24 protein-coding genes, 1 tRNA gene and 1 pseudogene are annotated in these 24,434 nt (G+C 72.3%); 16 read left to right on the top strand and 10 right to left on the bottom strand.

Annotated elements, in window-relative coordinates; translation table 11 throughout:
* Positions 1–34: 34 nt before the first annotated feature.
* The 7 genes from pflA (at position 35) to IF73_RS0114020 (ending at position 6,233) form a co-directional block, all read left to right on the top strand.
* The gene (gene pflA, locus IF73_RS0114050) at positions 35–820 is read left to right on the top strand and encodes a pyruvate formate-lyase-activating protein (RefSeq protein WP_031007371.1); all 786 of its coding nucleotides are present in this window, start codon (positions 35–37) and stop codon (positions 818–820) included.
* 75 nt (positions 821–895) lie between these two features.
* Complete coding sequence (locus IF73_RS0114045; protein ID WP_031007369.1) at positions 896–2,011, top strand: TMEM165/GDT1 family protein; 1,116 nt, start codon at positions 896–898, stop codon at positions 2,009–2,011.
* The gene (locus IF73_RS0114040; RefSeq protein ID WP_031007366.1) at positions 2,012–4,324 is read left to right on the top strand and encodes a molybdopterin oxidoreductase family protein; all 2,313 of its coding nucleotides are present in this window, start codon (positions 2,012–2,014) and stop codon (positions 4,322–4,324) included.
* 6 nt (positions 4,325–4,330) lie between these two features.
* On the top strand, positions 4,331–4,930 hold the full coding sequence (locus IF73_RS0114035; protein WP_031007364.1) for a 4Fe-4S dicluster domain-containing protein: 600 nt from the start codon (positions 4,331–4,333) through the stop codon (positions 4,928–4,930).
* On the top strand, positions 4,927–5,562 hold the full coding sequence (locus IF73_RS0114030) for a ubiquinol-cytochrome c reductase iron-sulfur subunit (protein ID WP_031007362.1): 636 nt from the start codon (positions 4,927–4,929) through the stop codon (positions 5,560–5,562). The genes IF73_RS0114035 and IF73_RS0114030 overlap by 4 nt, the downstream gene beginning before the upstream one ends.
* Positions 5,559–5,972, top strand: a complete 414-nt coding sequence (locus IF73_RS0114025) for a hypothetical protein (RefSeq protein WP_031007360.1) — start codon at positions 5,559–5,561, stop codon at positions 5,970–5,972. Before IF73_RS0114030 ends, IF73_RS0114025 begins: the two co-directional genes overlap by 4 nt.
* A 42-nt stretch (positions 5,973–6,014) precedes the next feature.
* A complete protein-coding gene (locus IF73_RS0114020; protein ID WP_031007358.1) occupies positions 6,015–6,233 on the top strand; it encodes a hypothetical protein in 219 nt (72 codons plus the stop codon).
* A 19-nt stretch (positions 6,234–6,252) separates the two neighbouring features.
* Here IF73_RS0114020 and mscL read toward each other — a convergent pair whose 3' ends face one another.
* The 6 genes from mscL to IF73_RS0113990 form a co-directional block, all read right to left on the bottom strand.
* Positions 6,253–6,714 carry a large conductance mechanosensitive channel protein MscL gene (gene mscL, locus IF73_RS0114015; protein ID WP_031007355.1) on the bottom strand — a complete coding sequence of 154 codons (462 nt, stop codon included), beginning with the start codon at positions 6,712–6,714 and terminating at the stop codon, positions 6,253–6,255.
* A 138-nt stretch (positions 6,715–6,852) separates the two neighbouring features.
* The gene (locus IF73_RS0114010) at positions 6,853–7,458 is read right to left on the bottom strand and encodes a hypothetical protein (RefSeq protein ID WP_078868052.1); all 606 of its coding nucleotides are present in this window, start codon (positions 7,456–7,458) and stop codon (positions 6,853–6,855) included.
* Between the two features lie 99 nt (positions 7,459–7,557).
* A complete protein-coding gene (locus IF73_RS0114005) occupies positions 7,558–8,424 on the bottom strand; it encodes an S-methyl-5'-thioadenosine phosphorylase (protein ID WP_031007350.1) in 867 nt (288 codons plus the stop codon).
* A gap of 198 nt (positions 8,425–8,622) precedes the next feature.
* Positions 8,623–8,937: an FmdB family zinc ribbon protein gene (locus IF73_RS39500; protein ID WP_078868051.1), complete on the bottom strand. Its 315-nt coding sequence runs from the start codon at positions 8,935–8,937 to the stop codon at positions 8,623–8,625.
* 68 nt (positions 8,938–9,005) lie between these two features.
* Positions 9,006–10,298 (bottom strand): MFS transporter, encoded by a 1,293-nt coding sequence (locus tag IF73_RS0113995; protein WP_031007346.1) that lies wholly within the window; start codon positions 10,296–10,298, stop codon positions 9,006–9,008.
* Positions 10,299–10,559: 261 nt separating this feature from the next.
* A complete protein-coding gene (locus IF73_RS0113990) occupies positions 10,560–12,089 on the bottom strand; it encodes a potassium/proton antiporter (protein ID WP_037879145.1) in 1,530 nt (509 codons plus the stop codon).
* A 280-nt stretch (positions 12,090–12,369) separates the two neighbouring features.
* Between IF73_RS0113990 and IF73_RS0113985 the strand changes: the two genes are divergently transcribed.
* Positions 12,370–15,105, top strand: a complete 2,736-nt coding sequence (locus IF73_RS0113985) for a penicillin acylase family protein (RefSeq protein WP_031007342.1) — start codon at positions 12,370–12,372, stop codon at positions 15,103–15,105.
* Here the strand turns inward: IF73_RS0113985 and IF73_RS0113980 are convergent, their stop codons facing one another.
* Complete coding sequence (locus tag IF73_RS0113980; RefSeq protein ID WP_031007339.1) at positions 15,106–15,690, bottom strand: 5-formyltetrahydrofolate cyclo-ligase; 585 nt, start codon at positions 15,688–15,690, stop codon at positions 15,106–15,108.
* Positions 15,691–15,807: 117 nt separating this feature from the next.
* Between IF73_RS0113980 and galU the strand changes: the two genes are divergently transcribed.
* The 7 genes from galU (at position 15,808) to IF73_RS0113945 (ending at position 21,182) form a co-directional block, all read left to right on the top strand.
* A complete protein-coding gene (galU, locus tag IF73_RS0113975) occupies positions 15,808–16,719 on the top strand; it encodes a UTP--glucose-1-phosphate uridylyltransferase GalU (RefSeq protein ID WP_031007337.1) in 912 nt (303 codons plus the stop codon).
* Between the two features lie 4 nt (positions 16,720–16,723).
* Complete coding sequence (glp, locus tag IF73_RS0113970; protein ID WP_051716763.1) at positions 16,724–18,085, top strand: gephyrin-like molybdotransferase Glp; 1,362 nt, start codon at positions 16,724–16,726, stop codon at positions 18,083–18,085.
* 59 nt (positions 18,086–18,144) lie between these two features.
* Positions 18,145–18,630 carry a cyclic pyranopterin monophosphate synthase MoaC gene (gene moaC / locus IF73_RS0113965; protein WP_031007335.1) on the top strand — a complete coding sequence of 162 codons (486 nt, stop codon included), beginning with the start codon at positions 18,145–18,147 and terminating at the stop codon, positions 18,628–18,630.
* Positions 18,627–19,172 carry a MogA/MoaB family molybdenum cofactor biosynthesis protein gene (locus IF73_RS0113960; RefSeq protein WP_031007334.1) on the top strand — a complete coding sequence of 182 codons (546 nt, stop codon included), beginning with the start codon at positions 18,627–18,629 and terminating at the stop codon, positions 19,170–19,172. Before moaC ends, IF73_RS0113960 begins: the two co-directional genes overlap by 4 nt.
* Positions 19,169–19,789 carry a GNAT family N-acetyltransferase gene (locus IF73_RS0113955; protein WP_031007333.1) on the top strand — a complete coding sequence of 207 codons (621 nt, stop codon included), beginning with the start codon at positions 19,169–19,171 and terminating at the stop codon, positions 19,787–19,789. The genes IF73_RS0113960 and IF73_RS0113955 overlap by 4 nt, the downstream gene beginning before the upstream one ends.
* A 164-nt stretch (positions 19,790–19,953) precedes the next feature.
* Positions 19,954–21,018, top strand: a complete 1,065-nt coding sequence (gene glpR, locus IF73_RS0113950) for a gephyrin-like molybdotransferase receptor GlpR (protein WP_031007332.1) — start codon at positions 19,954–19,956, stop codon at positions 21,016–21,018.
* Positions 21,019–21,105: 87 nt separating this feature from the next.
* Positions 21,106–21,182: transfer RNA gene (locus tag IF73_RS0113945), tRNA-Ala, on the top strand.
* Positions 21,183–21,258: 76 nt separating this feature from the next.
* On the opposite strand, the pseudogene IF73_RS0113940 reads toward IF73_RS0113945, so the two are convergent.
* Both IF73_RS0113940 and IF73_RS0113935 read right to left on the bottom strand, forming a co-directional pair.
* Positions 21,259–22,011 (bottom strand): annotated as a pseudogene (locus IF73_RS0113940) (collagenase); the annotation flags it as partial.
* Between the two features lie 350 nt (positions 22,012–22,361).
* Positions 22,362–22,844: a GNAT family N-acetyltransferase gene (locus IF73_RS0113935; protein WP_031007328.1), complete on the bottom strand. Its 483-nt coding sequence runs from the start codon at positions 22,842–22,844 to the stop codon at positions 22,362–22,364.
* Positions 22,845–22,894: 50 nt separating this feature from the next.
* Here IF73_RS0113935 and IF73_RS0113930 point away from each other — a divergent pair, with 50 nt between their 5' ends.
* Positions 22,895–23,698, top strand: a complete 804-nt coding sequence (locus IF73_RS0113930; RefSeq protein WP_031007326.1) for an exodeoxyribonuclease III — start codon at positions 22,895–22,897, stop codon at positions 23,696–23,698.
* A gap of 47 nt (positions 23,699–23,745) precedes the next feature.
* Here IF73_RS0113930 and IF73_RS0113925 read toward each other — a convergent pair whose 3' ends face one another.
* The gene (locus IF73_RS0113925) at positions 23,746–24,408 is read right to left on the bottom strand and encodes a MerR family transcriptional regulator (RefSeq protein ID WP_031007324.1); all 663 of its coding nucleotides are present in this window, start codon (positions 24,406–24,408) and stop codon (positions 23,746–23,748) included.
* Positions 24,409–24,434 lie beyond the last annotated feature (26 nt).

Here is a 24,434-nt window from a genome sequence, read left to right as displayed (position 1 = left end):
CACCCACCCCACCCCTCCCTCAGGAGGTCCTGCCATGACCAGCCTCGCCACCAGCCCCGTGACGCTCGCCGCGGCCGCGACCCATCGCCCGTCCGAGGGGTCGGTGCACTCGTGGGACCTGTCCACGGGGGTCGACGGGCCCGGCACCCGCTTCGTCACCTTTCTCTCCGGCTGCCCGCTGACCTGCCTCTACTGCCACAACCCGGACACCTGGAGGATGCGGAACGGCAGGCGGACCTCCGCCGACGACGTGATCGCCGAGGCGTCCAAGTACGTCCGCTTCATCGCCGCGTCCGGCGGCGGCGCCACCGTCTCGGGCGGTGAGCCGCTGCTCCAGCCCGTCTTCACCGGCGAGCTGCTGCACCGCATGAAGCACGAGCTCGGTCTGCACACCGCCCTCGACACCTCCGGTTTCCTCGGCGTCCGCGCCACCGACGCCCTGCTCCGCGACACCGACCTCGTCCTCCTCGACATCAAGTCCTGGGACCCGGAGACCTACCGGAAGGTCACCGGCCGGCCGCTGAAGCCGACCCTGGACTTCGCCCGCCGCCTCGCCGGCCTCGGCCAGGACGTCCACGTCCGCTTCGTGCTCGTGCCCGGCCTCACCGACGACCCCGCCAACGTCGAGGGCGTCGCCGCCTTCGCCGGCGGCCTCGGCAACGTCTCCCGCGTCGACGTCCTCCCCTTCCACAAGCTGGGCGAGGCCAAGTGGCAGGCACTGGACATGCCGTTCACCCTCCACGACACCCCGTCGCCCACCCCCGAGCAGGTCGCCTCCGTCCGCGAGGTCTTCCGCGCCCACGGCCTGAACGCGGTCTGAGGGCGCCGGGCGACGCGTTCACCCTCCAGGGGGTCAAAACGGGCCCAAAGGGTACATACGTCCTACCGTGGCCCCGTGACCGAGCCACCGCAGACAGCCGAGCCGACCACTCCCGAGCCGGAGGCGCCCGCCCCGGTCCCGGACGGCCGCGCGCCCCAGACACCCGCCGCCGTCCGCCGCCGCGCCGTCCTCGCCGGCACGGCCGTCTCCGTCCTCCTGATCCTCGCGATCGTCTTCGGCAGCCGGCTGCTCCGCGACTTCGACTCGGCCCTGCTGCCCTATGCCGTCGCCACCGTCTTCCTCGCCTTCGGCGTCGCCTACCGCTACACCGTCTGGATCTCCGCCCCCGGCGCCCGGCGCCTCTTCCGCCAGGGCTGGGGCTCCTTCTTCTCCACCGCGAACTTCCGCAGGGCCCCCACCGCCCTGCCGAAGATGATCGCCACCTATCTCGGCTTCCAGAAGTTCCTCGGCGCCCGCTCGCACGCCCGCTGGGCCGCCCACCAGCTCCTCTTCTGGGGCTGCGTCCTCGCCGCGCTCATCACCTTCCCCCTCACCTGGGGCTGGTTCACCTTCACGTCCGGCACCGGCGACGGCCCCGGCTACGAGATGCGGATCTGGGGCTTCAAGGTCCTCGGCTTCGACTCGCTGAACCTCGTCGGCTGGCTCATGTTCCACGGCCTGGACATCGCCGCCGTCCTCGTCATCGCCGGCGCCTCCTACTTCCTGTGGCGGCGCATGAAGGACCGCGGCGCCATCACCGGCCAGCGGTTCGCCTACGACCTGATCCCGCTGCTCGCCCTCATCGTCATCTCGGTCACCGGCCTGCTGCTCACCTTCTCGTCGATCTTCCTGCACGGCGGCGGCTACGAGTTCCTGGCGATCCTCCACATGGTCTCGGTCGTCTTCACGCTCATCTACATCCCCTTCGGGAAGTTCTTCCACATCGTCCAGCGGCCCGCCGCCGTCGGCATGCAGCTCTTCAAGTACACCTCCCGCCGCAAGGACGAGGAGCTCCAGACCTGCCGCCGCTGCCACGAGCCCATCGACACCCCCGACTACGTCGACAACCTGCGCGGCACCATGAAGGACCTCAAGCTCGACTTCGACGAGTGGGCCGAGTACTGCCCCCGCTGCAAGCGCGTCCTCCGCGGCAACGCCTACCTCACCCACGTCAAGAAGGGCTTCCAGTAAGTGACCGCGACCGACCCTCCCCGTGCGCTGCCGCTCGACCCCTCCGTCGCCCCGCCCGGGACGCGCAACTTCCGGGACGCCGGCGGGATCCCCGCCGACCGATGGCATGCCGACCAGAACGAGGAGACGCTCGTCCCCACCCACTGCTGCTTCTGCGGGGTGCAGTGCGGCATGTACCTGCGGGTGGACCGGGCCGGCAAGGTCTTCGGGGTCGAACCCCGCAACCACGACATCAACCGGATGCGGCTCTGCCCCAAGGGCATCAACGCCTACCAGCAGGTCAACCACCCCGACCGGCTCACCGCCCCGCTGATGCGGCGCAACCGCGACGAGCCGTTCCGCGAGGTCAGCTGGGAGGACGCGCTCGACCACACCGTCGCCGAGATCCGCCGCATCCAGGGCGAGTACGGCAACGACGCCTTCGGGCTGCTCGGCGGTGCGAGCCTGTACTCCGAGAAGACGTACCTGGTCGGGAAGTTCGCCCGGGTCGCCCTCAGGACCAGGCACGTCGACTACAACGGGCGCCTCTGCATGGTCTCCGCCGCCGGAGCCAACAAGCTCGCCTTCGGCATCGACCGGGCCGGCAACCCCTTCTCCGACATCCTCCTCACCGACTGCCTCCTCATCGCCGGCTCCAACGTCGGCGAGTGCTTCCCGGTGATGACCCAGTACCTGTGGGGGGCCCGTGACCGCGGCGCCTCCCTCATCGTGGTCGACCCCCGGCAGACCGCCGTCGCCCGCACCGCCGACGTCCACGTCGCCCTCAAGCCCGGCACCGACTCGGCCTTCTTCAACGCCGTGCTGCACGTCATCGTCGCCGAGGGTCTCACCGACGAGGCGTACCTCGCCGCCCACACCACCGGCTGGGACGAGGTCAGAGCCACCGTCGCCGAGTACCCGCCGTCCCGCTCCGCGCAGATCTGCGGCGTCCCCGAGGAGCAGATCGTCCAGGTCGCCCGCATGTTCGCCGGCGCGGACAAGGCCATGGCCTGGCACGCCCGCGGTGTCGAGCACCACTCCCAGGGCGTCGAGAACTGCCTCACCATCATCAACCTCTGCGTCGCCACCGGGAACATCGGCAGGCCCGGCGCCGGCTACGGCACCATCACCGGCCAGGGCAACGGGCAGGGCGGCCGCGAGCACGGCCAGAAGTCCGACCTCCTCCCCGGCGGGCGCTCCATCTCCGACCCGGAGCACCGCCGTCAGATCTGCGAGATCTGGGGCATCGAGGAGTCCGAGCTCCCGCCCGCCGGCACCTCCATGATGGAGATGGTCTGGCAGATGCAGCGCGCCGAGATCCGCGGCCTCATCGGCATCTGCAACAACCCCTTCGTCTCCCTGCCGAACTACGCCACGGTCAAGGAGGGGTACGACACCCTGCAGTTCCACGCCCAGTTCGACTTCTTCCTCTCCGAGACCGCCGCCAACGCGCACGTCGTCTTCCCGGTCACCGTGTGGGCCGAGGACGAGGGCGTCATGGCCAACGCCGAGGCCCGTGTCGTCAAGCACAACAAGGCCCAGGAGCCCCCGGCCGGCGTCCGCACCGACACCTGGGTGATCTGCGAGCTGGCCAAGCGGCTCGGTGCCGGCGACAAGTTCGCCTTCCCCGACTCCCGCTCCGTCTTCGAGGAGCTGCGGATCGCCTCCGCCGGCACCGTCAACGACTACTACGGCATCACCTACGAGCGCCTGGAGGAGACCGGCGGCATCGCCTGGCCCTGCCCGACCACCGAGCACCCGGGCACCCCCCGCCTCTTCGAGGACGGGCGCACCTACCACCCCGACGGCAGGATCCACCTGCAGGTCGTCGAGTGGCACCCGCCGATGGACCCGTACAGCGAGGAGTACCCGCTGTCGCTGACCACCGGCCGCACCGTCGCCCACTTCCTGTCCGGCAACCAGACCCGCCGGCTCGGCGCCCTCGTCGAGCAGACCCCCCGCCCGTGGGTCGAGGTCCATCCCTCGCACGGCTTCCGCAACGGCGACCCGGTCCGGGTCGTCACCCGCCGCGGCAGCGAGGTCTTCCCCGCCCTGGTCACCGAGGCCATCCGGCCCGACACCGTCTTCGTCCCCTACCACTGGCCCGTCCCCACCGCGGCGAACGCCCTCACCGTCGACGCCCTCGACCCGCGGTCGAAGATCCCCGAGTACAAGGTCTGCGCGGCCCGCATCGAGGCCGCCGAACGCGTCGACGAGGTGCCCGCGCCGCCGACCGCCCCCGGCCGGCCCGCCTACCCCGAGACCCAGGTCTCCCGCACCGACCCCCTGCCGCCCACGTCCCCGCAGGGCCGGGGCACCGCGGAGAGGAGCTGACCGCACATGATGGGCCGCACGATCTTCATCGACCCGGGCCGCTGCATCGGCTGCCAGGCATGCGTCTCCGCCTGCCGCGAATGCGACTCGCACCGCGGCAAGTCGATGATCCACCTCGACTACCCCGACGAAGGTCACTCCGTCGCCTCCCTTCCCACCGTCTGCATGCACTGCGAGGACCCCGTCGCCCCGTGCGCCGAGGTCTGTCCCGCCGACGCGATCCTGGTGACCGCCGACGGGGTGGTGCAGCAGGCCGACACCACCCGCTGCATCGGCTGCGCCAACTGCGTCAACGCCTGCCCCTTCGGCGTGCCGAAGATCGACCTCCAGGCGAAGCTGCAGATGAAGTGCAACCTCTGCTACGACCGCACCGCCTACGGCCTCGCCCCCATGTGCGCGACCGTCTGCCCGACCGGCGCCCTCTTCTACGGCACCATCGACGAGCTCCGCGCCGAGCGCCCCGGCGTCCAGGTCGCCGACTCGTTCACCTTCGGCAGCACCACCGTCACCACCGGTGTGGCGATGGTCGTGCCCGCCGACAAGGTGCAGTGGCCCGTCCCCGGCGGTCTGCCCGTCGTCGAGATCAACGGAAGGGACGTCCGATGAGCGTCACGGACCCGCAGCCGCCCGCGCCGGAGGCCGGCGCCGACGCGGCGCAGGAGGCGCTCCGCGACCGGATCGCCGCCGACTCCCTCACCACCCGCCGGGACTACCTGCGGATCGTCGCCACCGTCTCCGGCGGTCTCGCCGTCGGCGGTGTCGCCGTCGCCTCCGGCATCCTGCACCGGCACGGCGACAGTGACGGCCCGCCCGAGCCGAAGAGGATCGCGGACCGGATCCTGCCCGGCGAGTCCCTCGCCTTCCGCTACCCCGGCGACGAGGACCGGGCCATCGCGATCCGCATGGAGGACGGCACCCTCACCGGCTACTCGGCCGTCTGCACCCACCTGGCCTGCGCCGTCCTGTGGCGCCAGGACCGGGGCAGCGAGGGCGAGCTGTACTGCCCGTGCCACGAGGGTGTCTTCGACGCCCGTACGGGAGAGGTCACGGCCGGCCCGCCGCCGCGCGGCCTGCCGAAGGTGATCCTGATCGAGCAGGTCGACGGCAGTGTCTGGGCCATCGGTACCGCCCGCTCCGGCGAGAGCCTGGAGGAGGGTCTGTGCCGCCAGCAGGGGGACGCGTTGCGGCTGTGCCGCGACCGGCAGCAGTCCGGCCCGGAGAGGAGTGAGCGCACGTGACGGAGAGTCCCTTCCCCCAGGACCCGGAGGCTCCGCGCCCGTCGGGCACCCCGCCGCCGGACCGGCCGCCGTCGTACCGTCCGGGCAGCGCGCAGCCGCGGCTGAACCGGCCGGTCCACGAGCGGTATCCGCAGATCCGGCCCACCAGCGGGTACGGCGACCCGCGGATCCGGCACACGGGTCCGGGGCCCGGGGCGGGCACGGAGCAGGAACCGGAGCGCTCGTCGAAGCTGTCGGCGCGGCTGGCGCTGGCGCTCACGGTGGTGATCGGCCAGCTCTGGGGGCTGACCATCGTGGTGGACGAGTGGATGTCCGGCGACACCGGCACCGCGTGGTGGGGCGCGGGGTTCCTCGTCCTGTCGTTCCTGGTGGTCCTGGGCCTGTGGGCGCTGGACCCGAAGGACCGCTGATCAGGCGGGTCCGGGGCGGGGGAGCGGGCGTACCCTGAAGACATGAGCACCGCCCCCGCCCACGGACCGCGAGACGCGAAGCCGAACGGCATTCGGCCGAATTCCGAGAACGCTCCGAAGCCGGTGATCGTCTTCGACGATCCGCTGGACGCGCAGTCCGCGGACGACACGGACCGCGGGTGGGGTGAGCGGCCTCCGACCGGCGGCAGCGCCGCCGACCTCGCGCGCTTCCTGGACGAGAAGCCGCCGCACCACCTCTGACCCCGGAGCGTCCCTCCGGTCAGGAGGTGGAGTGCGTGCCCGTGCTGCTGCCGGAGCCGCCGCGCTGCGCGACCAGGTGGTCGCGGATCTCCTTGAGCACCTCCAGCTCGCTGACCTCCATGACCTCCCCGACGCTCTCCTTCGCCCTGTCGTGCGCGGCGCGCTTGGCGAGGACCTTGGCCATCGGCAGGACCATCAGGAAGTAGACGACGGCGGCGGTGATGAGGAAGCTGAGGATCGCGCTCAGCACCAGGCCCCACTGGAGCTGGATGCCCTGCATTTCGCCGTCGACGACCCGGCAGGGGTCCTTGAGGCAGCTCGCGTAGCTCTCCAGGTCCTTCGTGCCGAAGGCGCCCACGATGGGGTTGATGATGCCCTTGACCACCGAGTTCACGATGTTGGTGAACGCGGCGCCGATGACGACCGCCACCGCGAGGTCGATCACGTTCCCGCGCATCAGGAAGGCTTTGAAGCCCGCCATCACGCTTTCCTTCTTCTCGGCCACCAAGGTGCCTTTCTTCGGATGTGCTGCTGTGTGCGCAGCCATTAGGCCGTGAAGGGCGCAGAGCCGTCCAATCCGTACACACGGGACGGTGACTTGACAGGCAGTCAGTGCGAATCAGCACATTGTCACCGCCAGTTGGGAGGTGACACCGGCACTCGCCAGCTCGGTCGCGGTCGTCCGGGGCACGGTCAGGACGATCAACGCCCCTCCGTCCGAACGAGTCTCACCCGGGGGCGGGACTTCGGCCACTCGGGCGGCGCGGGCCACCACCCGGACCGTGCTGTCACCTTCTCCGAGCGGGGAGTTGACGGCCGGCGCGGCGATGACGTCGACGCGGTCGCCGGCGCGCAGGAGTCGTACCGCGTCGGCGTCCGCGATCCGTACCGGCGCGGAGACGAGCCGGACGGGGGCGGGGGAGCGGGCCGCGGGGGCGGCGAGGGTGCGGGGCCCGGGGTCGTACCCGCCGGGTGGGGCGGGCGGGCCGGGCCGGGCGGCGGTGAGGGCGAGCGCGGCGGCCGTCAGGACGAGGAGCGCGCCGGGCGCGCGGCGCAGCCGGGGCCGGAGCCGGCCGCCGCGGACCCGCAGCGGCGCGAAGCCCGGCACCTCGCGGAAGGCGGGGACGGAGACGTGGGCGGGGACGTGGGCGGAGACGTGGGCGGGGACGGAGACGTGGGCGGGGACGGATGTGAGCGGTGTGTTCGTGCTCGGGTTCGTGTGCATGCGCTCACTGTCCCGCTCGCCTCGCCGTCCCGCTCCGGCCTGTGGACAGTCCACTGCCTGTGGACAACTCGGCCACCCCGGCGAGGGGTTTGACGAGATTCACGGGAGTTCGATGCCGAGGTCCCAGCCGTCGTGGGCATGGGTGCAGAGACAGTCGCGGTCGGCGGTGGCCGGGAGGGCGGCGATGGTGTCGAAGAGGACGTCGCGGAGCCGGCCGATGTTCTGGCCGAAGACGCGGAGGACCTCGGTGTGGGAGACGCCCTCGCCGGTCTCGGTGCCGGCGTCGAGGTCGGTGACGAGGGTGAGGGAGGTGTAGCAGAGGCCGAGTTCGCGGGCGAGGACGGCTTCGGGGTGGCCGGTCATGCCGACGACGGACCAGCCGTTGGCGGCGTGCCAGCGGGATTCGGCGCGGGTGGAGAAGCGGGGGCCCTCGACGACGACGAGGGTGCCGCCGTCCACGGCCTGCCAGTCCCGGCCGCGGGCGGCCTTGATCGCGGCCTGCCGTCCGTCGGGGCAGTAGGGGTCGGCGAAGGAGATGTGGACGACCCGGGGGACGGCGCCGTCGGGGCGCGGTTCGCCGTCGAAGTAGGTCTGGGCGCGGTTCTTGGTCCGGTCGATCAGCTGGTCGGGGACGAGGAGGGTGCCGGGGCCGTACTCGGGGCGCAGTCCGCCGACGGCGCAGGGGCCGAGGACCTGGCGGACGCCGAGGGAGCGGAGGGCCCAGAGGTTGGCGCGGTAGTCGATCCGGTGCGGGGGGATGCGGTGGTCGCGGCCGTGGCGGGGGAGGAAGGCGACCCGGCGGCCGGCGACCTCGCCGAGGAAGAGGGAGTCACTGGGGTCGCCGTAGGGGGTGGTGACGGGGACCTCGCGGACGTCGTCGAGGAAGGAGTAGAAGCCGGATCCGCCGATCACGCCGATCTCGGCGTACGTGTCGTGGGCTGCGTCGCTGGACGGGGTGGTCACCATGCCCGTCACCCTACGCAGGGGCTCCGGCCCCGGCGGAGGGTTCCGGACATGCCGGGGCCCGAGGCCGGGGTGCCGGGCCGGGTGGTCCGGGACATGCCGAGGCCCGGGGCGGGGAGCCGGGCCGGGTGGTTCCGGACATGCCGGGGCCCCGGGTCCCCCCGTGGGGGCCGGGGCCGGGGCGGTGCTGCGGGGTGGGGCTCAGGCGGCCGGGGTCGAGGACGACGAGGACGTCGAGGTGGACGTCGTCGAGGCCGGCTTCGCGTCGGTCGAGGCCGAGGAGGTGGACGTCGTGGAGGACGTCGAGCTCTTCGTGGCCGGGGAGCTGCTGGACGAGGAGCCGCGGCTGTCGTTCCGGTAGAAGCCGGAGCCCTTGAAGACGATGCCGACGGCCGAGAACACCTTCTTGAGGCGGCCGTGGCAGGCGGGGCACTCGGTCAGCGCGTCGTCCGTGAACTTCTGGACCGCCTCAAGGCCCTCGCCACACTCGGTGCACTGGTACTGGTAGGTCGGCACTAGTCTTCCTCCTGGCACTCACACTCATCGAGTGCTAACGACGATCCATAGTGACGTATTCCGTCGGTTCAGTCCACCGCCACCGGCACGCGGTGACCGACACCACGTGCCGCGACCCGGGTCGTGATCCGGTTGGCCGGCCGCGGCTTGAGCTGTCCGCGCAGGGCGACGAGCGTCACGAAGGCGAGCGCGGTGCCCGCGGCCGGGACGAGGAATCCGGCGGTGGAGCCGTGGGCGTCGGCCAGCCGGCCGGCGACCGTGACGGCCAGGGCCTGGCCGAGGGCGACGGCTCCGGTGAGCCAGGTGAACGCCTCGGTCCGGGCGGAGGCCGGGATCAGGGTCTCGACGATGGTGTAGCCGGTGATCAGGGCCGGGGCGATGCACAGGCCGACGACGAGGCCGAGGGCGCCGAGCAGCAGCACCGAGTGCGCGGTCCACAGCAGGGACGCGGCGAGGGTGAGGCCGGTGTAGCCGAGGATCAGGCGGCGGCGGGGGCCGGTCTTCCAGGCGATGGCGCCCATGGCGATGCCGGCGAGCATGTTGCCGGCGGCGAAGACCCCGTAGAGCAGGCCGTTGGCGCCGGGGTTGCCGATCTCCTCGGTGAAGGCGGTGAGCGAGACCTGCATGCCGCCGAAGACGGCGCCGATGCCGAGGAAGGCGACGATCAGGACGCGGACGCCGGGGACGGAGAGCGCGGAGCGGTGCGGCTCGGCGTCGCCGTGGGCGGCGGCGGCGAGCATGCCGTGCGGCGGCTGGGTGGCGCGCTGGGCGGCGAAGAAGAGGCCGCCGAAGAGGGTGAGGGCGGCTTCGGTGATGAGGCCGGCGGCCGGGTGGACGCCGGTGCACAGGGCGGTGGCGAGGACCGGTCCGACGACGAAGGTGAACTCGTCGGTGACGGACTCGAAGGCCGCGGCGGTCGGCATCAGCGGGGTGCCGTCGAGCTTGGCGGCCCAGCGGGCCCGGACCATGGGGCCGACCTGCGGGACGGAGGCGCCGGCGGGCACGGCGGCGAGGAACAGCGCCCACAGCGGGGCGCCGGCCAGCGCGAGCGCGACGAGCAGCGAGACGGCCGCGGCGTGGACGATGACGCCCGGGACCAGGACGGCGCGCTGACCGAAGCGGTCGGCGAGCTTGCCGCTCTGCGGGGCGAAGAGCGCCATGGAGACGCCGGTGACGGCGGCGACGGCGCCGGCGCTGCCGTAGGAGCCGGTGGTGTGCTGGACGAGCAGGACGATGCCGATGGTCAGCATCGCGAACGGCTGCCGGGCGGCGAAGCCGGGGATCAGGAAGGAGAGCGCACCGGGGGTGCGCAGCAGCTGCCCGTAGCCGGGCCGCTTCTCGGAGACGACCGTGGACTCCACGGTCCTGGCCTTTCTGCCGCCTGGTAGCGCGCGGGCACGGTGGTGCCGGTCTCGCCGAGAGCTGTCCTCATGCGCGGAACTGCGGTAGATACCGGGAGGGCCCCACTGCGGGAGGGGGCGCCGGCCGCCATACGGTCGCGCCAGCTCTGCGTCAGGCAGAGTTGGTTCGATCAAGTGTGCCTTCATGGTACAGGGAGGAGCGGTCTCCCGCCTGTGATTCCACTGGGGAGAACGCTCCTGACCCCGAAATAATGCCGCGGATTAACGCTCCCGTGGCTTGTGCTTCCCCGTCACGGAGGCCGGCCGGTGGAAGCGGGTCGCGGTCGTCGTGACCGCCGTCTCCTTCCCGTCGCCGGTGCCGAGCCAGCCGGCCAGCTTGCCGCCCTGGCCGACGGCGCGCAGCCGCCGCTCGGTGGCGTCGCGCACCGGATCGGTGGCGACGACGAGCAGTTCGTCGCCCTTGCGGAGCACGGTCGCCGGGCCGGGGACGAAGCTGGCGTCCTCCCGTACGACGAGGGTGACGGCGGCGCCGGTGGGCAGCCGCAGCTCGGCGACCTCGACGCCGTGCATCCGGGAGCCCTCGGGGATGGCGACGGACAGCAGGTGGCCGCGGAGCCGCTCCAGCGGGGCGGACTCGACGCCGAGGTCGGCGGCCTCGCCGGTGTCGCCGAGCCGGAGGGCCCGGGCGAGCCAGGGCAGGGTCGGGCCCTGGACGAGGGTGTAGACGACGACCAGGACGAAGACGATGTTGAAGATCCGCTCGCTGCCGTCGATCTCCCCCACCATCGGGATGGTGGCGAGGATGATGGGGACGGCTCCGCGCAGGCCGGCCCAGGACATCAGGGCCTGCTCCTGCCAGGGGATGCGGAAGGGCGCCAGGCTGACCAGGACCTCCATGGGGCGGGCGACCATGGTGAGGACGAGGCCGATGACGACGGCCGGCCAGAAGTCGTTGACGAGCTCGTGCGGGGTGACGAGCAGTCCGAGCAGGACGAACATGCCGATCTGGGCGATCCAGCCGAGTCCCTCGGCGAAGCCGCGGTTGGCGGGGGCGTGCGGCAGCTTGGCGTTGCCGAGGACCATCGAGGCCAGGTAGACGGCGAGGAAGCCGGAGCCGTGGGCGATCGCGCCGGCCGCGTAGGCGGTGACGGCGATGGCCATGACGGCGATCGGGTAGAGGCCGGAGGCGGGCAGGGCGACGTGCTTGAGCCCGTACGAGCCGACGAAGCCGACCGCGAGGCCGACGGCGGCGCCGATGGCGAGCTCCAGGGCGATCTTCCCGACGAGCACGTACCAGTCGTCGACGGGTCCGGCGGAGGAGAAGGCGACGACGAGGATGACGACCGGGGCGTCGTTGAAGCCGGACTCGGCCTCCAGCACACCGGTGACCCGGGACGGCAGCGGCACCTTGCGCAGCACGGAGAAGACGGCGGCGGCGTCGGTGGAGGAGACGACGGCGCCGATGATCAGCGCCTGCCGCCATTCCAGGCCGACGAGGTAGTGGGCGCCGGCGGCGGTGATGCCGACGGAGACGGCGACGCCGACGGTGGAGAGGACGACCGCGGCCGGGAGGGCCGGTTCGATCTCCTTCCACTTCGTGCCGAGGCCGCCCTCGGCGAGGATGACGACGAGGGCCGCGTAGCCGATGACCTGGGTGAGTTCGGCGTTGTCGAAGGCGACGTTGCCGATGCCGTCCTGCCCGATGGCGACCCCGATGCCGAGGTAGAGCAGCAGGCTGGGGAGCCCGCTCCGGGACGAGATCCGGACGGCGGCGACCGCGATCAGCAGCACGAGTGAGCTGATCAGCAGGAGTTCGTTGAGCTCGTGGACAGTCAGTGCACCGTTCCTTCCCCTCGCACGCGCCGGATCGTTCCTCCAGCCGCAGGTACTTCGTTACCTTACCTAATCTTTAACGCTTTCTTGACGCCTTCTTTGCGCTCCGGTCCTTCGATACGGTCAGCTGAGCGGTCAACTGTGCGGTTCCTGCCCGATACCGAGTCCGGGGCGCCCAGGCGCTGCGCCTAAGGTTGCTCCCGTACTCCAGGACCACCCTGCCCCTCGAAGGACAGCGATGCCCTCCAACACGACCGCGCCCCCCGCCAAGAAGAAAGGCAGGCGCGCCCGCCTGATCGTCCTGCTCCTGGTCCTTGCGCTGGTCGGGGCCGTCGCCTTCGGCGGCTGGTGGGGAGTCGGCACCGTCCGGGCCTCGTTCCCGCAGACCACCGGCGAGATCCGGCTCGACTCGCTCTCCGGCGACGTCGAGGTGAAGCGGGACGCCCACGGCATCCCGCAGATCTACGCGGACAACGAGACGGACCTCTTCCGCGCGCAGGGCTACGTCCAGGCGCAGGACCGCTTCTACGAGATGGACGTCCGCCGGCACCTGACCGCCGGCCGCCTCTCCGAGATGTTCGGCGAGAGCCAGGTCGACACCGACGCCTTCCTGCGCACCCTCGGCTGGCGCCAGGTCGCGCAGCAGGAGTACGACAAGGTCCTGTCGCCGGAGACGAAGAAGTACCTCCAGGCGTACGCGGAGGGCGTCAACGCCTATCTGAAGGACCGGCAGCCGAAGGACGTCTCCGTCGAGTACGCGGCGCTGGCCTTCACCAACGAGTACACGATCGAACCGTGGACCCCGGTCGACTCGGTCGCCTGGCTCAAGGCCATGGCCTGGGACCTGCGCGGCAACATGCAGGACGAGATCGACCGCTCGCTGCTCACCAGCCGGCTGAGCGCGGCCCAGATCAAGCAGCTCTACCCCGAGTACCCCTATGAGCTCCACCAGCCGATCCTCGACCGCGGCACGGTCGACCCGGTGACGCGGAAGTTCGACCCGAAGGCCGGCAAGGGCGAGGAGTCCGACGGCGGCGCGGGTACGGGATCCGGCGACGGCTCCGGGGGCGCGAGCGCCCAGCTCGCCGCGCTCTCCGGCCTCTCCGACGTCCTCGACTCCGTCCCGGCGCTGCTCGGCCCCAACGGCAACGGCATCGGCTCCAACTCGTGGGTCGTCTCCGGCGACCTCACCACCTCCGGCAAGCCGCTGCTCGCCAACGACCCGCACCTCGCGCCGATGCTGCCGTCCCTCTGGTACCAGATGGGCCTGCACTGCCGCTCGGTCTCGGCGACCTGCCGCTACGACGTCGCCGGCTACACCTTCTCCGGCATGCCCGGCGTGATCATCGGCCACAACGACTCCATCGCCTGGGGCCTCACCAACCTCGGCGCCGACGTCACCGACCTCTACCTGGAGAAGATCAGCCCCGACGGCTACCTCGTCGACGGCAAGGTCAAGCCGTTCGACACCCGCGAGGAGATCATCAAGGTCGCCGGCGGCGCGGACCGGCCCATCACCGTCCGCTCCACCGACCGCGGCCCGCTGGTCTCCGACCGCTCCTCCGAACTGGAGAAGGTCGGCCAGAAGGCCCCCGTCGGCAACTCGGCCCCCGACCGCGGCACCGGCTACGGCGTCTCCCTCCAGTGGACCGCCCTCCAGCCCGGCAGGTCGATGGACGCGATCTTCGCGATCGACCGCGCCCAGAACTTCAAGGAGTTCCGGGCCGCCGCCCGGTACTTCGAGGTCCCCTCGCAGAACCTCGTCTACGCCGACACCGAGGGCCACATCGGCTACCAGTCCCCGGGCAAGATCCCGCGCCGCGCCAAGGGCGACGGCACCCTGCCCGCGCCCGGCTGGGACTCCTCGTACCGCTGGAAGGGGTACATCCCCTTCGAGCAGCTGCCGTACGAGTACGACCCCGAGCGCGGCTACATCGTCACCGCCAACCAGGCCGTGATCTCCCCGGAGCAGTACGACGACCTGCTCACGAAGGACTGGGGCTACGGCTCCCGGAGCCAGCGGATCAACGACCTCATCGAGTCGAAGACCAAGGACGGCGGCAAGATCTCGCCGGACGACATGCGGACCATGCAGACCGACAACCGCAGCGAGATCGCCACCCTGCTCAACCCGCTGCTGCTGAAGGTCGACATCTCCGACCCGTACGTCCGCGAGGCGCAGAAGCTCCTGGAGGGCTGGGACTACACGCAGGAGCCCGACTCGGCCGCCGCCGCGTACTTCAACGCGGTCTGGCGCAACGTCCTCAAGCTCTCCTTCGGCGACAAGCTGCCCAAGGAGGTGCGCGCCGAGGGCGACTGCGTCATGGTCCGCCCGGTGGACGCCACCGGCCCCGTCGACGAGCAGAACAAGCTGGTCCGCGAGTGCGGCGAGCGCGACCCCGACTCGGCCCAGCCGGACGGCGGCGACCGCTGGTACGAGGTGGTCCGCCCGCTGCTCAAGCAGGAGAAGAGCGAGTGGTGGAAGACCCCCGCCACCCGCACCGACCCGGCCACCGAGACCCGTGACCAGCTGCTCGCCCGGGCCATGAAGGACGCCCGCTGGGAGCTGACCGCCAAGCTCGGCAAGGACGTCTCCACCTGGAGCTGGGGCCGGCTGCACCAGCTGACGCTGAAGAACCAGACCCTCGGCACCGCCGGCCCCGGCGTGGTGCAGCAGATGCTGAACCGCGGCCCGTGGAACCTGGGCGGCGGCGAGGCCGCGGTCGACGCGACCGGCTGGAACGCGGCCGGCGGCTACGAGGTCATCTGGGTGCCGTCGATGCGGATGGTCGTCAACGTCGGCGACTGGGACAAGTCCCGCTGGATCAACCTGACCGGCGCCTCCGGCCACGCCTTCCACGACAACTACACGGACCAGACGGACGCCTGGGCCAAGGGCGAGCTGTACGACTGGGCCTACGGCAAGGCGGCGGTCGACGCGGCGGCGAAGGACACGCTGACGCTCAGGCCGTGATCAGGAACGGCCGAAACGGGTCACCCCGTCCGGGGTGACCACCGCGTGCACGGGGTGGTCGTGCGGTTCCTCCGGGACCCGCGCGACCACCTCGTCGGCGTAGAGGAGCACCACGAGGGACGGGTCCTTCCCGGCGCGGGCGAGCCGGGCGAGGACCCGGTCGTACGAGCCGCCGCCCCGGCCCAGACGCATGCCGCGCGCGTCCACCGCGAGCCCCGGCAGCAGCACCGCGTCCGCCGTGCACACGGCGTCCGGGCCGAGCCGCGGGCCGGTCGGCTCCAGCAGGCCGCGGCCGGCCTTCGCGAGCGTCTCCCGGCCCTCGTACACGGCCCAGTCCAGGTCGTTGTCGGGCAGCAGCACCGGCAGCAGGACCCGCACCCCGCGCGCGTGGAGGGCGTCGAGCAGCACGCGCGTGCCGGGCTCGCGGCCGACCGAGACGTACGCGGCGACGGTGGCGGCGCCGGCCAGCTCGGGCAGTTCGAGGCCGTGCCCGGCCAGCGCCCGGGCCGTCTCCGCGAGGGCGTCGGGGGCGAGGGCGGCGCGGGCGTCGAGCAGCCGGCGACGCAGAAGGGCTTTTTCGGACAACTCAGGATTCTCTTTCTGCACAGCGGATCCCTGGAAAACTCTCGTAACAGTCTTTATGGGGAGAAAGTTAATCGGAGCCACATCTTTCTCTCATTCCCTAGCGGTTAAGGTGCCTGCATGAATCAGTCGTTCCCCCGCCTCGGCCGGATCAGCAAGGCCGTCATCCCGGCCGCGGGCCTCGGCACCCGCTTCCTGCCGGCGACGAAGGCGACGCCGAAGGAGATGCTTCCGGTCGTCGACAAGCCGGCGATCCAGTACGTCGTCGAGGAGGCCGTCGCCGCCGGGCTTTCCGACGTGCTCATGATCACCGGTCGGAACAAGCGTCCGCTGGAGGACCACTTCGACCGGAACTACGAGCTGGAGGAGGCCCTGAGCCGCAAGGGCGACGGCGAGCGCCTCTCCAAGGTGCAGGAGTCGAACGACCTCGCCACCATGCACTACGTGCGCCAGGGCGCCCCCCGCGGCCTCGGCCACGCGGTCCTGTGCGCGGCCCCGCACGTCGGCGACCAGCCCTTCGCGGTCCTCCTCGGCGACGACCTGATCGACCCGCGCGACCCCCTCCTCGCACGGATGGTCGAGGTCCAGGAGCGCGAGGGCGGCAGCGTCATCGCGCTGATGGAGGTCGAGCCCTCGCAGATCCACCTGTACGGCTGCGCGGCGGTCGAGGCGACCGTCGACGGCGACGTGGTGCGGGTGACGGACCTGGTGGAGAAGCCGGAGCCGGCCGAGGCGCCCAGCAACTACGCGATCATCGGCCGCTATGTGCTCGACCCGGCGGTCTTCGAGACGCTGCGGGAGACCGAGCCCGGCCGGGGCGGCGAGATCCAGCTGACCGACGCCCTGCAGAAGCTGGCGAGCGACGAGAAGCTCGGCGGTCCGGTGCACGGCGTGGTCTTCAAGGGCCGCCGCTATGACACCGGGGACCGCGGTGACTATCTGCGTGCCATTGTCAGACTCGCGTGCGAACGTGAAGATCTGGGACCGGACTTCCGGGCCTGGCTCCGGAGATACGTCAGCGAGGAGATGTAGGACCTTGAGCAGCGACACGGCACCGTCCCAGGACCCCCGGGACCACGGCACCGGTCACGGGCCCGGCGACCCCTGCGCGGGCCCGGACCGCACGGGCCTGTGGTCGGTCGACGAGCACCTGGCCGACATCCTGGCGACCGTCCGCCCCCTGGACCCGATCGAGCTCCCGCTGCTCGACGCGCAGGGCTGCGTCCTGGTCGAGGACGTGACGGTGCCGGCGGCGCTGCCGCCGTTCGACAACAGCTCCATGGACGGGTACGCGGTCCGGGTCGCCGACGTGGCGGGCGCGACGGAGGAGTACCCGGCGGTGCTCACCGTCGTCGGCGACGTCGCCGCGGGCGCCGGCGGCCTGCCGGAGGTCGGCCCCGGACAGGCCGCCCGGATCATGACCGGCGCCCCGCTGCCGCCCGGCGCCGAGGCCGTCGTCCCGGTCGAGTGGACCGACGGCGGCGCGGGCGAGGGCGCGGCCACCGGCATGCGGGCCGCGAGCGCCGCCCCGGAGGGCGCCGCCGGCGAGGTGCGGGTGCACCGCGCGGCGGAGCCCGGCGCCCATGTCCGCCGGGCGGGCAGCGACGTCCGGGCCGGGGAGCTCGCCCTCGCGGCCGGGACGGTCCTCGGGCCGCCGCAGCTCGGGCTGCTCGCCGCGATCGGCCGGGGCACGGTCCGGGTCCGGCCGCGCCCGCGCGTGGTGGTCCTCTCCACCGGCAGCGAACTCGTCCAGCCCGGCGAGGAACTGGGCCCCGGTCAGATCCACGACTCCAACAGCTTCGCGCTGGCCGCCGCCGCCCGGGACGCGGGCGCGCTGGCCTACCGGGTCGGCGCGGTCGCCGACGACGCCGAGTCGCTCCGCGCCACCATCGAGGACCAGCTGATCCGGGCCGACCTGCTCGTCACCACCGGCGGCGTCAGCGTCGGCGCCTACGACGTGGTGAAGGAGGCCCTGACCGCCGACGGACAGGTCGACTTCCGCAAGCTGGCCATGCAGCCGGGCAAGCCGCAGGGCTTCGGCGCGATCGGCCCCGAGCAGATCCCGCTGCTCGCCCTGCCGGGCAACCCGGTCTCCTCGTACGTCTCCTTCGAGCTCTTCGTCCGGCCCGCGATCCGCGCCCTGATGGGCCTCGGCGACCTGAACCGCCCGGTCGTCCGCGCCACCCTGAAGGCCGACGCCCCGCTCACCTCCCCGGCCGGCCGCCGCCAGTACCTCCGGGGGACGTACGACGCCGAGTCCGGCACCGTCACCCCCGTGGGCGGCGCCGGCTCCCACCTGATCGCCGCCCTGGCCCACGCGGACTGCCTGCTCGTGGTCCCGGAGGACCGCACGGGCGCCGACCCGGGCGAGGAGCTGGACGTGGTCCTCCTCGGCTGAGGGGGGCCGGGCGGGGGTACGGTGTGTCGTCCCACACAGCGACCGGGAGTGTCACGGCCATGAGCACGCAGCAAGGTCTCACCCACATCGACGAGGCGGGCGCCGCCCGCATGGTCGACGTATCGGCGAAGGACGTCACGTCCCGCACGGCACGCGCCAGCGGGCGGGTCCTCGTCTCGCCGCGCGTGATCGAGCTGCTGCGCGGCGAGGGCGTGCCGAAGGGCGACGCGCTGGCGACCGCACGGATCGCCGGGATCATGGGCGCCAAGAAGACCCCGGACCTCATCCCGCTCTGCCACCCGCTGGCCGTCTCCGGGGTGACGCTCGACCTCACGGTCGCGGACGACGCCGTGGAGATCCTGGCGACGGTGAAGACCACCGACCGCACGGGCGTCGAGATGGAGGCGCTGACCGCCGTGTCGGTGGCCGCGCTGACCGTCGTCGACATGGTGAAGGCGGTCGACAAGGGCGCGGTCATCTCCGACGTGCGGGTGGAGGAGAAGACCGGCGGCAAGTCCGGGCACTGGACCCGGGACGACGCGTGACGCGCGGCGGCCGGGTCGCGGGCGTCCACGAGGCCCACGGCGGCCACCGGGCGCTCGTCGTCACCGCCTCCAACCGGGCCTCCGCCGGTGTCTACGAGGACAAGGGCGGGCCGCTGATCGCCGAGGGTCTGCGCTCCATGGGCTTCGCGGTCGACGGGCCGCAGGTCGTGCCGGACGGGGCGCCCGTCGAGGCGGCGCTGCGGGCCGGGATCGCCGCCGGGTACGACGTGATCCTCACGACCGGCGGCACCGGCATCTCGCCGACCGACGAGACGCCCGAGGTCACCGCCCGGGTCCTGGAGCGGCACATCCCCGGCATCCCGGAGGCGATCCGGGCGTACGGCCGGGAGAAGGTGCCGACGGCGGCGCTCTCCCGCGGCCTCGCCGGGGTCGCGGGCTCCACCCTGATCGTGAACCTGCCGGGGTCGACCGGCGGGGTGCGGGACGGGCTCGCCGTCCTGGAGCCGCTGCTGCGGCACGCCGTGGACCAGATCCGCGGCGGCGACCACCCGAGACCGGCGGAAGCGGGCCCGGCCTCATGACCACGCCCTGGCCGGTCGTCCTCGTCGACGGAGACGTGCTGCTCCGCCCGATAAGGATGCGCGACCAGCGGGAATGGCGGGAGGTGAACCGGCGCAACCGCGAGTGGCTGCGGCCCTGGGAGGCGACGGTGCCGCCGCCCGCCCCGGGCATGCCGCCCGCGCAGCGCCCCACGTACCGTCAGATGGTGCGCCATCTGCGGGCGGAGGCGAACCGCGGGCGGATGCTGCCGTTCGTCATCGAGTACCAGGGGCGGATGGCCGGGCAGCTGACGGTCGCCGGGATCACCTGGGGCTCGATGTGCTCGGGGCACGTGGGCTACTGGGTGGACAGCGCGGTCGCCGGGCGCGGGGTGATGCCGACGGCGGTCGCGCTCGCCGTCGACCACTGCTTCCGGACGGTGGGACTGCACCGCATGGAGGTGTGCATCCGGCCGGAGAACGGCCCGTCCCGCCGGGTGGTGGAGAAACTCGGTTTCCGGGAAGAGGGATTGCGGCCGCGTTATCTGCACATCGACGGGGCGTGGCGGGACCATCTGGTGTTCGCGCTGACGGCGGAGGAGATCCCGGAGGGGCTGCTGGCCCGCTGGCACCGCACCCGGCGCCGGGATGCCGTGTGACGCTCACCGCGCAGGAAATTCCGATAACTGTTCGAATTCCAGCGGCATATGAACACCGATCGATCTGAACAATCACAAAAAAGTTCAGTGATATCAGCCAGATCGTGCGACACACCGGGCCAATTGGCCGATGCCCCGTCGCGAACCCCTCTACCGTGTGAGGCGTGAGCAGCAGCGGCCTCATCTACGCAGTCATCGTCGGGGCCTGGGCCGCCTACCTGGTGCCGATGTGGCTCCGCAGGCAGGACGAGCTGAACGAGGCCCGTCCGACGGAACGCTTCAGCACCGCCATCCGGCTGCTGTCCGGACGGGCGGGCATGGAGCGCCGGTACGCCAAGGAGCTTCGCGAGCGGGACCGTACGGCCCTGGAGGCGGCCCCCGACGTGGACCCGGACGCGGCGACCGAGCATCTGAGCTCGGTCGACGTCCGGGCCTTCTCCGCGCCTCCGGCCAGGACCGAGGCGCGCCTCGAACTCCCCGAGCCGGAGCCCGAGCCCCGTCCGGAGCCGGAGCGCCGGCCCGAGCGCGACGAACCGGCCCCCGCCGCGGCGGCCCGGCCGGCCGCGGGCGGCGCCGCCGAGCGGGCCCGCCGCGGCAAGGCCCTGGCGCGCCGCCGGCGCACCACCATCGTGCTCTTCTCCGCCTTCACCCTCGGGGCCGTGGTCGCCGCCGTCGGCGGCGTCGCCTTCCTGTGGGCGCCCGCCGTCCCCGCCGTGCTGCTCAGCGCCTACATCGTCCACCTGCGCGGCCAGGAGCGCCGCCGGTTCGTCTACGTGATGGACCGGCGCCGCGCCGAGGCCGCCGCCGCCCGGCTCCGCGAGAGCCGCCGGGCCGCCGCGCCGGCGCCCGAGCCGGAGCCGACCCCCGCGCCGGTGGTCTCCCCGCAGGAGGCCGACCGGCGCGCGCTGGTCGAGCAGACGGACCACGCGGAGTGGGTGGACCAGCAGCGCGAGCGCGGCCCGGCCCGCGGCGACAGCTGGGACCCGGTGCCGGTGCCGCTGCCCACGTACGTCACCGCGCCGGTCGCCCCCCGCGCCTCCCACGGCGTGGACGTCACCGACCCGGAGACCTGGAGCGCGGCCCGCTCCTCCACCGCCGAGCAGCCCCCGGCCGCCGCACCGGCCCCGCGCCGCCGTCCGGCCCCGCCGCGCCGGGGCCGTGACCACGGCAGGACCCCGCTCTTCGACCAGTACGCGGACGACGACCGGCCGCGCGCCGCCAACGAATGAGGGCGGTGCGGCGGGTCCTCGCCTGACCTGCGGCGGAAGCGATTTTTCTTCTCGCCGACCGGGATGCTAATGTTTCACACGTCGCAGGGGCCTGTGGCGCAGTCCGGTAGCGCACCTCGTTCGCATCGAGGGGGTCAGGGGTTCGAATCCCCTCAGGTCCACCAGCGGATGACGAAGATCCCGTCCGATCGAAAGATCGGGCGGGATCTTCGTCGTTCACGGGGTGGGTCAGGCGGTCGTGGCCACCGCCGTCAGCCAGGCGTTCCAGTCGCTCTCGTAGTCCAGCGAGGTGAGGAAGGCGCGGGCGGCCGCCCAGTTGCCGGTGCGGTAGTGGCCGAGCACGGTGGCGACGTCGGCGGGGTGCTCCTCGACCATGTAACGGGCGGCGAGGTAGCCCCAGTTGTAGGTGCGGTTGACGTCGCTGTTCTCGTACGTGGTGTCGAACAGCGTGCGCAGGGCGTACGTGTGCTTGCCGGCCTCGGCCAGGGCCTTGCTGTAGGGGATGCCGCGGTAGGAGTAGGAGACGTACTCCGCGATGCCCTCGCCCCACCAGACGGTGGGGGTGGTCTGGCTGTCGCCGAAGTCGCCGTACAGGTCGTAGCGGCCGTCGAGGTAGTGGGTGTACTCGTGGTTCAGGTTCCAGATCTGCCAGCCGGGGCTCACGTCGGTGCGCTCGTAGCAGATGAACCGCGGCTGGTTGCCGGGCCTGGAGGGGTCTCCCTCCAGGTACATGCCGCCGTTGTTGGTGTCGATGCCGTAGATCTTCCGCGCGTAGTTCTTGTAGTCCGCGCTGGAGTTGAAGACGTCGACCTCCAGGGTGGTGTTGTGGTCGTCCGCGACCGGCCCGGAGTCCTTGACCACGTTGTGGAAGTAGGCGTCCTGGTTCGCGAGGCTCGCGCAGGTCGCCGCCAGCTGGGCGGCGGTCATCTCCTGGGCCCGGATCCGCAGCGACGGACCGCAGTTGTGGACGATCGGCAGGATGCGCGACTCCAGGCCGCCGCCGCCCGCGGGGGCGAGCCCGGTCTTGCCGTGGGCCGGGCGCTGGCCCGGGTCGGCGTAGACGTGGGGCGGCTCGGGGGAGGCGGGGGCTGCGGCGGTCGCGGCCTGGGCGGGGACGGCCGCCGCCGCTATGAGCAGGGCGGCGGCGGTGAGGGTGAGGGCGCGCACAATTCACTCCTGGGGATGGGGAGTCGGAGGCCGTCGTCGTGACGGCTGCGGAGTAAAATTGCACATGTCACATGGCTGGGCAAGGGGTTGCGCACGAGACGGCCTCCATGAGGGCGCCCGCACACGACGAGGCCCCGCCCGGTCGGGGTGACCGGACGGGGCCTCGTTGCCTGGGATCAGATCAGCGGCTTGGCGAAGCAGCGGCTGTTCTCGTAGTCGCGGTAGTGGCCGAACTTGGCGCACGGCTCGTAGCCGCTGGAGAGGTAGAGGGCGATGGCCTCGGGCTGGGCCGTGCCGGTCTCCAGGACCATGCGGGTCCGGCCGGCGGCGCGGGCGTCCTCCTCCAGCAGGGCGAGGATCCGGCGGGCCAGACCCAGGCCGCGCGCCTCGGGTATCACGTACATCCGCTTCAGCTCGGCGTCCCCGTCCGCGTACCCCTCCTCGTTCTCGTCCTGGCTGCGCCAGGCCCCGCTGGCGACCGGCCGGTCCCCGGCGTCGTACGCGAGCAGGTAGAGGCCGCGCGGCGGGACGAACATCCCGGGGTCGAGCGGTGTGGCGTCGCCCTCACCGTCGCCGTAGCGGACGACGTACTCGGCCTGCACCTCGTCCTGCAGTTTCACGGCGTCGGGGTGGTCGTACGGGGTCGGCTGGATGCGCATGGCGTCGATCGTACGTGTATGCGAGCGCCGGGTGTCGGTATTCTCCCGGGATGTTCACTGTCACGACCGCGAACGTCAACGGCCTCCGCGCCGCCGCCAAGAAGGGCTTCGTCGAGTGGCTGGCGGAGACCTCCGCCGACGCCGTCTGCCTCCAGGAGGTGCGCGCCGAGGAGGCGCAGCTGCCCGCCGAGGTCCGGACCCCCGAGGGCTGGTTCACCGCCCACGCCCCCGCCGCCGCCAAGGGCCGCGCCGGCGTCTCCCTCTACCTGCGCCGCGAGCCCGACGCCGTCCGCGTCGGCTTCGGGTCGACCGAGTTCGACGGCTCCGGCCGCTACATCGAGGCCGACCTGCCCGGCGTCACCGTCGCCAGCCTCTACCTCCCCTCCGGCGAGGCCGAGACCGAGAAGCAGGACGAGAAGTACCGCTTCATGGGCGAGTTCCTGCCCTACCTCAAGGAGCTGCGGGTCCGCGCCGCCGCCGACGGGCGCGAGGTCGTCGTCTGCGGCGACTGGAACATCGCCCACCGCGAGGCCGACCTCAAGAACTGGCGGGCCAACCGCAAGAGCGCCGGCTTCCTCCCCGAGGAGCGCGAGTGGCTCACCCGCGTCCTGGAGGAGACCGACGGCGGCTACGTCGACGTCGTCCGCGCCCTCCACCCCGACCAGGAGGGCCCCTACTCCTGGTGGTCCTACCGGGGCCGCGCCTTCGACAACGACACGGGCTGGCGGATCGACTACCAGATGGCCACCCCCGGCCTGGCGGCCAAGGCGGTCAAGGCGTATGTGGAGCGGGCCGCCAGCCACCCCGAGCGGTGGAGCGACCACGCCCCCGTGACCGCCGTCTACGACCTCTAGGCGCCGCCGCCCGCCCGCTCGTCCGGCCCTCTCCGGCGGGCCGGGTGTCAGCCGCCGGCGCCGCGCAGGCGCCGGTCGAGGGCCATGGAGAGCTCCGCCTCGACGACGCTCTTGGCGAGCGGGCGCAGCCGCTGGGGGTCGGCCTCCGGGGCGTGGGCGGTCAGCATCTCGGCGAAGAGGGCGGCGAGGGCGTCGGCGTGTTCGCGGACGCGGGCGCCGGCCCTGAGGACCTCGGCGAGCGGGACGCCCTCGCGGACGAGGGCCGCGGAGACGTCGAGGAGCCGGCGGCTGACGTGGACGATGTCCTCGCCGTCGGTGGCGAGGTAGCCGAGGTCGAGGGCGGCGGCGAGGTTCTCCGGGGTGACCTCGCCGGCGAAGTGGTCGGCCAGTTCCTCGGGGGTGAGCCGGACCGGCTCCTCCTCGGTCGGGGGGCCCAGCTCCAGGACCTCGCCGACGTCCCGGCCGGACTCGAAGGCGGTGGTGAGGTCGGCGATCCCGGTGAGGGTGTGGCCCCGTTCGAGGAGGGCGGCGATGGTCCGCAGCCGGGCCAGGTGCCGCTCGTCGTACCAGGCGATCCGGCCCTCCCGACGGGGCGGCGGGATCAGTCCGCGCTCCCGGTAGAACCGCAGGGTCCGCACGGTGATCCCGGCCGCCTCGGCCAGTTCGGCCATGCGGTACTCGTGCGGGGGCTCCTGGGCCTCCGTGGGCATCTCCTGTGCTCCTGATCGTTCCGCCA

Origin of the sequence: Streptomyces sp. NRRL F-5727 (assembly GCF_000719555.1) — a bacterium.
Lineage (GTDB): Bacteria > Actinomycetota > Actinomycetes > Streptomycetales > Streptomycetaceae > Streptomyces.
Note: the sequence above shows the minus strand (reverse complement) of the source record. Positions and strands in the feature narration are given on the sequence as shown.